Here is an 8,049-nt window from a genome sequence, read left to right as displayed (position 1 = left end):
GGATTGTGCGGATTGCTCAGAATGAAGAGTTTCGTGTTGTGCCTGATCGCTGCTTCGAACGTCTTTTCGTCAAAGCGATATACGGTTCCCGTGCGCTCGAGCGGCGCGCAGGTCAGTTGGCGCCCGTTCAGCAGAACATCGTCGTGGAAATGCGCGTACACGGGCGGCTGGATCAGGACCGAGTCACCCGGCGAAGAGAACGCCTGAATGGCTGTTTTCAACGCGGTGATGATGCCGCTCGATTGAAGCACCCACTCGCCCGGGACCTCCCAGCCAAAGCGCTTTGCCTGCCAGCCGGTTATTGCGGAGACGTAGCTCTCGGTCGCTCCGCGTGAATACCCGAATACACCGAAGTCGACGGCCTCATGCAGTGCATCGATGACGACTTGCGGCGCCCTGAAATCCATATCCGCCACCCACATCGGCAGCGGATCGGCCGTGAATTCCCGTGCCGTCAGCAACTTCTCGCCGAACGCCCACTTGAGTGAATTGGAGTTTTTGCGGTCGATAACTTCATCAAAAATGGATCCGACTTTTCCGGCACCTGCGCCGCTTGCTGGCGTTTCACAATGGAGCTTCACGATGACTTCCGTTCGCGGTAGACGGCACGCCGGCGGCGTGACCTCGTATTGCAGCTAGAGTAGCAGCGCGAATTTCCGGGCGACAATGGTATGTTCTCATGGAGCAGTGAGCATAGCTCATGGATGCCCGCCCGCCTTGTGCACGAGAGAGACTTCAGACGATGGGCACCACGAGGAATCGGGACACCATGTGTATGCCGCGATTGTTGCAACGGCTTCTCACCGTTTTCGATTTTCCCAAAATACCTTCAATTGCTCGATCAGGTTGGCCGTCGACCACGATCTGCCGGTTCGACTGATCTAGGCCGTATGTGCATGCGCTGGTGCCGACCTCCATGAAGGCGACGTCGATGCACCGATCATTGAAGTCCGGCTTTCATCGAAAAAGCGACGCATAACACCGCTATTAAGATAACTATTCTTTTCACAACGACCGGGTCTCGCGGCATAACTTTGCCGATCTGTCGCACCGCCTACGGTCGCGTCAGAATTAGTGAATGGCTTGTGTGCCCGAGCCGCAACATGGAAGTCATCGATAGGTATACGGAGTGCCGATCTCCTGTCGCAGCGGGCCTACGGCGCAGATAGTGACGCAGCAGTTCTGCTGCCGTCTCGGAATACGGCACGACTCGCTCGCGTCGCCCCTTTGTTGTCTCAGCACGCACGCGCAATAGACGATGCGCCGGATCGAGATCACCGCTATGCAGCTGACACAGCTCTTCGCGACGAAGCGCAGCGTCGTAAGCAAATACCAGCATGCATCTGTTTCGCTTCGATTCTTCGCAAACCACAGCGAGCAAGCTCCTCCATTGCTCTTCTGTTGGAATCCACGGCAGCTTATGGAATCTCGGGAGGAGTCCTCGATCGCCGCCCCCGCCGAATTGCCTTGATGAGGTGTACCGGCCGCAGCCAACAGGGTTGGTTCTGACTAGCCCTTCGTCGACCAGAAACTCGAAGAGTAACCGGACCGCAGTAAGACGCTGCTGCAACGTTGCATTCGACAGGCAGCCGCCTGACCCGGCGCGACCCTCGTCGGGTCTCGATCGTCTTGGCTGGGAGCGCATCTCGCCTACATATCGCGCAATGGATTCGCGCGATGTCCCGCGAAGGTCGACACCTTGCTCCTGCTCAAAGCGAAGAAAGCCTTCGATCGCGCTCATATACGCTGTGATCGTGTTCCTCGCCAACCCGAGGGATGAGCAGCTCGTTATCCATCGGCGCGCGAAACAGTTTGACGCGATCAACGGATAACGTTGCCACTCCGGTTCGACCAAGGCGCTGTCTGCAGCCATGAACGCTCTCCCGGCAAAAGAGGCGGACAGGAATTTGCAGGGCAAAAACGGGGCGAAATCGCTACCGCCTCCGGTCCGGGTTATCCACCGGGCTGCTCGCCTCTCGCTACAGAAAAGCGGGCGGCAGCCCCGTGGATAACCCTACGCGACCTCGCGCACTCTGAGCCCTAAGTCTCGACATTCATCTACCGTAGCACGATCACAATTCCAAATAACTAAAAATAGGCACCCCTTCATTTGGGCGTCGCCTCACGGGAACACCATCTTTTGGAAGCCACTCGTGACCTGGAATTTCGTACCGGCTATCCCTGCGGTGTTAGTCGATGTAGATTCTGCAGATAGGAGACCCGAGATAGACTTTGGTTTTCTATATACGCGAATCTGCAGGGCACTGCTTGCGCCCAGTGTCCTTGACGGCTTCGGCATACCGCAAGATCTCGAGAGACCACCAGATCCAACAGAAAATAGCCGGATGATGCTTGAAAACGCCATCGTAGGCCGACAACTCCAGCATCTGATACTTGATGAGGTAATTCATTTCTTGAACTCGTCAACACCTCCGATTCACTATGGAGGGAATCTTCTAAAATCGCTATCAAATCGTTCCAACTTCAATCTAGTTTTAATCGGGGCCTATGGAAGCGAGGCCCTAATACATGCAACCGCCCAATTAGCTCGCCGGATCACCGTTATACACTGCCCTCGTTATAAATCATGCGAAAAAGATTTCAAATATTATGCTACGTTTATTAAATCCGTTTCGACATGCATGCCATATCACTTCGAGATCGATTTAGAGCATGATTGCGAATACATTTTTGAGGGCACGTTCGGGCTACCCGGCGCGTCCGCGCAAGTAATCCTGGAGGCTGCCGCGCGTTGTTCGAAAGAGAAAATACCAAGATGGAGCAAAGTTAATCTTGTAAAATCGATGCCATCGCTGGAGGAGCATCACCAAATAGCGCGGGAGACATTACTCGGTGAAGAGCGCATCCAACCATATCTCCAAGGAAAACTGGTCAAGAGGTACCCAACAGAAGAGGAGACCCGCATGGAATTGGAACAAGAGCGGCAAGAGAATAGCCGGTTGAATCGGCGTCGCGGTCAGTGAAGACTTCGATTACTTTAGTGAGTATCCCCGGCGGGTGGCCTGATGATTCTCCGCCTCGGTCAGCCTGCTTTGGCTTAGCCCCTGAGGGAGAGAGCGGGGAAAGCTATGAGAGCCTCACAAGTTATTTGCGTAGATTAAGTGTCTTTCACAGAATATTTCCGGGGACATTTGCTGTCCATGTCCTTGGACCTCTATTGCATGAACGTGGGACCAGTGCACTGATGCAGGGTCGCGAATTCGTGTCTATGAATGGCATTTGCAGACGTGCGGCAGCTTGCGTCAACGCGCTCGAGAGACTCACGATGCGCACCGACCTCACTTCAAGAACATTGCTTCCGTTACGAGCCTGTGTCTCCTGCGCCAAACTTCTTTCCCGTCAAGAGCGCTTCTGCCCCTCCTGTTACACAGACGACGAATCCGTGGGGCGTCCAAAGTACGATCGTTTGCTTTGGACGATTCAATGTGTCGAAGCCTGTCCTCTACATAAGGTTCTTCTCGAGACGGTACCCAAAGTACTCAAACGCGAACGATATACAATCTGGCTCCCTGGAGTGTCTCGTATCGATGGGAGCAGTCTCGCAAATCAGCCGACCAGAATGGCGAGCGAGGAGCAAGTCCGATCTGCGCATTTGATCGCGGAATTATTAGATGATATCCACCAATCTCCCGATAAATTCACCAATGGCAATCGCACTATTGAATTTATACAGCATGCTGCATCCACGCTGTTCGACGGCAACCGATCTCAGTTAGAAAAATATCTCGGCAATATAGGGGCTATTGAAAACATCTGCTCGCGCAATCGCACGATGTCGCTTCCTATGTTGACTATTATTGCGGATCGTTGTGGCTGCAAGATTTGTGACGTCATACTTGGAAACAACGCAACCTTGCGCAGGATGTATGAAAGCGCGAACGCTACTGTCTTTCTATATCGCTACCGAGGTGTCCGAACATTTAAAACTTCTGATGCCTTGCTTGTCGAATTAGAAAAACTTGACAAATATGGATTGCTAACTAATCTTAGTGAAGCTTGCAGACTTCTCGATGTTAACGAAAATTGTATACGAAGACTAGCCCCAGACTTTGCGATGTTATTAGTGCATCGGGGACAGGAATTGAGGAGGATGGAAAAGTTAGCGCGTAGGGAAAAGGGCTTCAACGAATACTGGAAATACTTTCAAGAACTGCTCCAGGAAGACATAAAGCCAACGCGAACGAAAGTTGCGGAGCGGATATTTCAGCGTACGGGAGTAAAAAAAGATTTTGTATACAGCAAATTCCACTCGAGAGCATTGAAACTCGTCCACCTGTCGAGCGTTAAACGTAATGGGAATATTCCTGAAACGCCGCCAAAAATCGGGGCAGACCAAAAAACAAGCAATTCTTGTCGTAAACGACATTAATTGGTGAACTCTACAGCAGGTTTCGAAAAATCGCAGAAACCCTTGGGGCGGAAGGCAGCCGGAGTCGAACCGACCGAGGAGTGGCTGACACCCCTCACTGGGTTTGAAGCCCAGCCGCACCACCAGATACGAATGCCTTCCGTGTCCGACTTTTGATCAGCCGTGCAGCGCGAAGAAATCAACACAACGCGCCCCGCTTTGCGCAACTGATAGCGGCCACGCATCGTCACCGTCGGCCTGTTGCACCTGCAACGGCCGATCGGCATCATGCAGCCGGCTCACACGCCAACGCTTCCTGCAATTGCGAATCCGGCCTCAGCCAGTGAACGTCACGCTGAAAGCGCGTGTAGCCGATGCGATCGAAGAACTCGAGAATCTGGATCGCGCGCTTGCGCCCCAAACCCGTCGCATCGCGAAACGCCGACGCGCCCAGCGCGCCGCCACCCTCCCCGGCGATAGCGGCAACGAGCCGCGCCAGTTCATGCACGACGTCCCGGTGATAGAACAGATCGCGCACGATCTGATACACGTCGCCCTGCCGGGCGAGCTTGCGCAGCACCTGGCGCACCGCGTCTTCGTCGCGCGCTGTCGCCGTCGCGAGATCGCGCACCCACGGCGGATCGTATCGGCCTTGCGCGATCAACGGCAGCAGTGCGCTCGCGAGAACCTGCTCGCGCGCATCGAGCGAAACCGTATGCGCTGGCAGATGCAGCCACGGCCCGCTTCTCGCGATCGCACTTTCGTCGACGAGCGAATCGATCAACGCGCGCCACATCGCATCCTGCACCAGCGGCGCCGCGATGCGCCGCAAGCGCGCGGCGTCGGGTCCCAGTTCGTCCGGCAAGCGCGCGTGGTACTGATCGAGCGCCGCCAGCACCTTCGAACGCAGACGCGCCCAATGCGAGCGCAACACGATCACGGCATCGCCGGCATCCCTGCCGTGCAGCACAATTTCATCGGCATCGGCGGGAAGGGGCAATGCTTCGGCAGGCAAGCCAGTCAGTTGCATCAGCATCGAACGCGATACGCCGCGCGGCGCTTCTTCGAGCAGCGGACCGATGCGCCCGTCGTCGAGCCACACGCGCAACGCATCGAGCCACGCGCGCCGTTCGGCCGTCCGTCGTTTGCGCGGCGGACCGAACGGATCGAGCACGCGACCGCCGCCGACGGTGCGCGTCGCCTGTGCGTTGCGCACGATGAAGCGATCGCCCGGCAGCGCGCACACAGGCGGATCGAACACGAACTGCACACGCGCCGTTTGTCCCGCATCCAGCGTATCGCCATCGAGCAGCGCGACATGCGCGACGCGATGCAGCGTGCCGATATGCACATGCAGCGGTGCCCAGTGTTGCAGCGTAATGCCTGCATCGTCGAGCAGCGTCAGTTCTACGTCGAGCCGCTCGCCCGGCTTCGCAAGTCGCGCATCGACGATCCAGTCCCCGCGCGCAATCGCGTCCTTGTCGATGCCCGCGAGATTCAGCGCACAGCGCTGCCCCGCGCGGCCCGCATCGGCTGCGCGGTTTTGCGCGTGGATGCTGCGCACGCGCACGGCTCGATGCAAAGGTTCGAGCATCAACGTGTCGCCTGTCGCGACGCGTCCCGCGAACACCGTGCCCGTCACGATCGTGCCCTGCCCCGCGAGCGTGAACACGCGATCGATCGCAAGCCGGAACAGACCATCGTCGCGCCGCCCTGGCCACGCGACAGCCGCTTCACGCAGATGAAGCGAAAGCGCGCGCACGCCGCTATCGTCGCGCGCGGTCGCGTTCGTTTCGAAGAAAGATGCGCCGCTGAAGGGCGTCGATGCCAGCCACGCGCGAATCTCGTCGCGGACTTGCGTGAGACGCGCTGCGTCGACGCGATCGGTCTTCGTCAGTGCAATCGCACCGCGCGTGACGCCCAGCAGTTGAAGGATCGCCAGATGCTCGCGCGTCTGCGGCATGATGCCGTCGTCGGCGGCGATCACGAGCAGTGCGTAGTCGATGCCGCATGCGCCCGCTGCCATCGTATGCACGAGCTTTTCGTGGCCCGGCACGTCGATCATGCCGAGCACGTCGCCGTTATCGAGCGGCGTGTACGCGTAGCCGAGTTCAATCGAGATGCCGCGCGCTTTCTCTTCTTTCAGACGGTCCGTGTCGACGCCCGTCAATGCGCGCACGAGCGTCGTCTTGCCATGATCGATATGGCCCGCCGTGCCGACGATCATAGATTTAGCTCCGCGCATTGCGCGGCGAAGTCCGCTTCGTCGGCGGCTCCGAGGCAGCGCAGATCGAGGCACAGCGCATCGTCGGCGATGCGGCCGATCACGGGGCGAGGCAACGCGCGCAGCGCTTCTTCGAGCTTCATCAACGCGCGGCCGCCGCGCTTGCCATGTGCGTTACGCACCACCAGCCCATAGCTTGGCAACCGGTCGACAGGCAATGCGCCGCTGCCGATCTGGCTCGCCATCGGTTCGGCCGTCACCGCATACGCCGGCCCGAGCGCGCATTGCAGCACGTCTTTCAGGCGCTCCGACTGAGCCTGCATGTCAGAAGCGGGACGCGTCAACAGACGCAGCGTCGTCAACCGCTCGCGCAACAGTTCGGGCGCGCGATAAAGCTGCAACACCGGTTCGAGCGCCGCGAGCGTGAGCTTGCCGACACGCAGCGCGCGCTTCAACGGATGCTTCTTGATCTTGCGGATCAGCTCCGCGCGTCCGACGATCAGCCCCGCTTGCGGGCCGCCCAGCAGCTTGTCGCCGCTGAACGTGACGAGATCGGCGCCCGCATCGACGGTCGCGCGCACGGTCGGCTCGCCCGGCAAGCCGTATTGCGCGAGATCGACGAGCGTGCCGCTGCCGAGATCGACGGCCATCGGCAAGCCACGCGCATGTGCAAGCTGCGCGACGTCATCGACGGACACGCTTTTCGTGAAGCCCCCGATTGCGTAGTTGCTGCAATGGACCTTCATCAGCAAGGCCGTGCGCGCGTTGATCGCTTCCTCGTAGTCCTTCAGATGCGTGCGGTTCGTCGTGCCGATTTCGCGCAGCTTCGCGCCCGCGCGCGACATGATGTCGGGAATGCGGAACGCCCCGCCGATCTCGACAAGCTCGCCGCGCGACACCACTACTTCCTTCTTCGATGCCAGCGCCGATAGCGTGAGCAGCACGGCCGCCGCGTTGTTGTTGACGACGGTGGCCGCCTCGGCGCCCGTCAGCTCGCAGATGAGTTCATCGATCAGGTCGTCGCGATCGCCGCGCCCGCCCGTCGCGAGATCAAATTCGAGGTTCATCGGCCGCGTGAGCGCTTCGACCACCGCGCGCACCGCTTCGTCGGGCAGCAGCGCGCGGCCCAGGTTCGTATGCAGAACCGTGCCCGTCAGATTGAATACGGAACGCAGATGAGGCCGTGCGCGCGTATCGAGCATATGCTGCGCATCGTCGACGAGCTTCGCCTCGAAGCTGAACGACGCGTCGAACGGGACACCCGCAAGCAGTTCGCGCCTGAGCGTGTCGGTTGCGGCACGTATCGCATCGACGACCTGCGTGTGGCCATATTCGTCGATCAAACGCTGCGCCATCGCCGTCGACAGCACGCGCTCGACGGCGGGCACGCGCGCGAGCAGCGCGCGCGGGTGATCGCCTAACTTGTTACCCGACACTTCGCTCACGCTCGCACTCC

6 protein-coding genes and 1 tRNA gene are annotated in these 8,049 nt (G+C 58.7%); 2 read left to right on the top strand and 5 right to left on the bottom strand.

The window, feature by feature from the left end; translation table 11 throughout:
- The coding region (locus BMW76_RS06625) for an aminotransferase class I/II-fold pyridoxal phosphate-dependent enzyme (protein ID WP_143062217.1) at positions 1-581 on the bottom strand (581 nt) is incomplete at its 3' end.
- 473 nt (positions 582-1,054) lie between these two features.
- Positions 1,055-1,873, bottom strand: coding sequence for a tyrosine-type recombinase/integrase (locus BMW76_RS06620; protein ID WP_090864294.1), 819 nt, complete (start codon positions 1,871-1,873; stop codon positions 1,055-1,057).
- A gap of 280 nt (positions 1,874-2,153) precedes the next feature.
- Here BMW76_RS06620 and BMW76_RS06615 point away from each other — a divergent pair, with 280 nt between their 5' ends.
- Both BMW76_RS06615 and BMW76_RS06610 read left to right on the top strand, forming a co-directional pair.
- The gene (locus BMW76_RS06615; RefSeq protein ID WP_177200313.1) at positions 2,154-2,984 is read left to right on the top strand and encodes a TniB family NTP-binding protein; all 831 of its coding nucleotides are present in this window, start codon (positions 2,154-2,156) and stop codon (positions 2,982-2,984) included.
- Positions 2,981-4,390, top strand: a complete 1,410-nt coding sequence (locus BMW76_RS06610; protein ID WP_090864290.1) for a TniQ family protein — start codon at positions 2,981-2,983, stop codon at positions 4,388-4,390. Before BMW76_RS06615 ends, BMW76_RS06610 begins: the two co-directional genes overlap by 4 nt.
- A 48-nt stretch (positions 4,391-4,438) precedes the next feature.
- Here BMW76_RS06610 and BMW76_RS41010 read toward each other — a convergent pair.
- From BMW76_RS41010 to selA, 3 genes are all read right to left on the bottom strand, one after another.
- Positions 4,439-4,531: transfer RNA gene (locus tag BMW76_RS41010), tRNA-Sec, on the bottom strand.
- A gap of 124 nt (positions 4,532-4,655) precedes the next feature.
- Positions 4,656-6,596: a selenocysteine-specific translation elongation factor gene (gene selB, locus BMW76_RS06605; protein WP_090864288.1), complete on the bottom strand. Its 1,941-nt coding sequence runs from the start codon at positions 6,594-6,596 to the stop codon at positions 4,656-4,658.
- A complete protein-coding gene (gene selA, locus BMW76_RS06600; protein WP_090864285.1) occupies positions 6,593-8,038 on the bottom strand; it encodes an L-seryl-tRNA(Sec) selenium transferase in 1,446 nt (481 codons plus the stop codon). Before selA ends, selB begins: the two co-directional genes overlap by 4 nt.
- Between the last annotated feature and the right edge of the window lie 11 nt (positions 8,039-8,049).

It is taken from the genome of Paraburkholderia diazotrophica, from assembly GCF_900108945.1.
Lineage (GTDB): Bacteria > Pseudomonadota > Gammaproteobacteria > Burkholderiales > Burkholderiaceae > Paraburkholderia > Paraburkholderia diazotrophica.
The sequence above is the reverse complement of the archived record's forward strand: the minus strand, read 5'-3'. Positions and strand labels throughout refer to the sequence as shown.

Bases quoted from the DNA above. Each gene is read 5' to 3' on its own strand.
- selB (WP_090864288.1), bottom strand. From the start codon at position 6,596: ATGATCGTCGGCACGGCGGGCCATATCGATCATGGCAAGACGACGCTC.
- BMW76_RS06620 (WP_090864294.1), bottom strand. From the start codon at position 1,873: ATGGCTGCAGACAGCGCCTTGGTCGAACCGGAGTGGCAACGTTATCCG.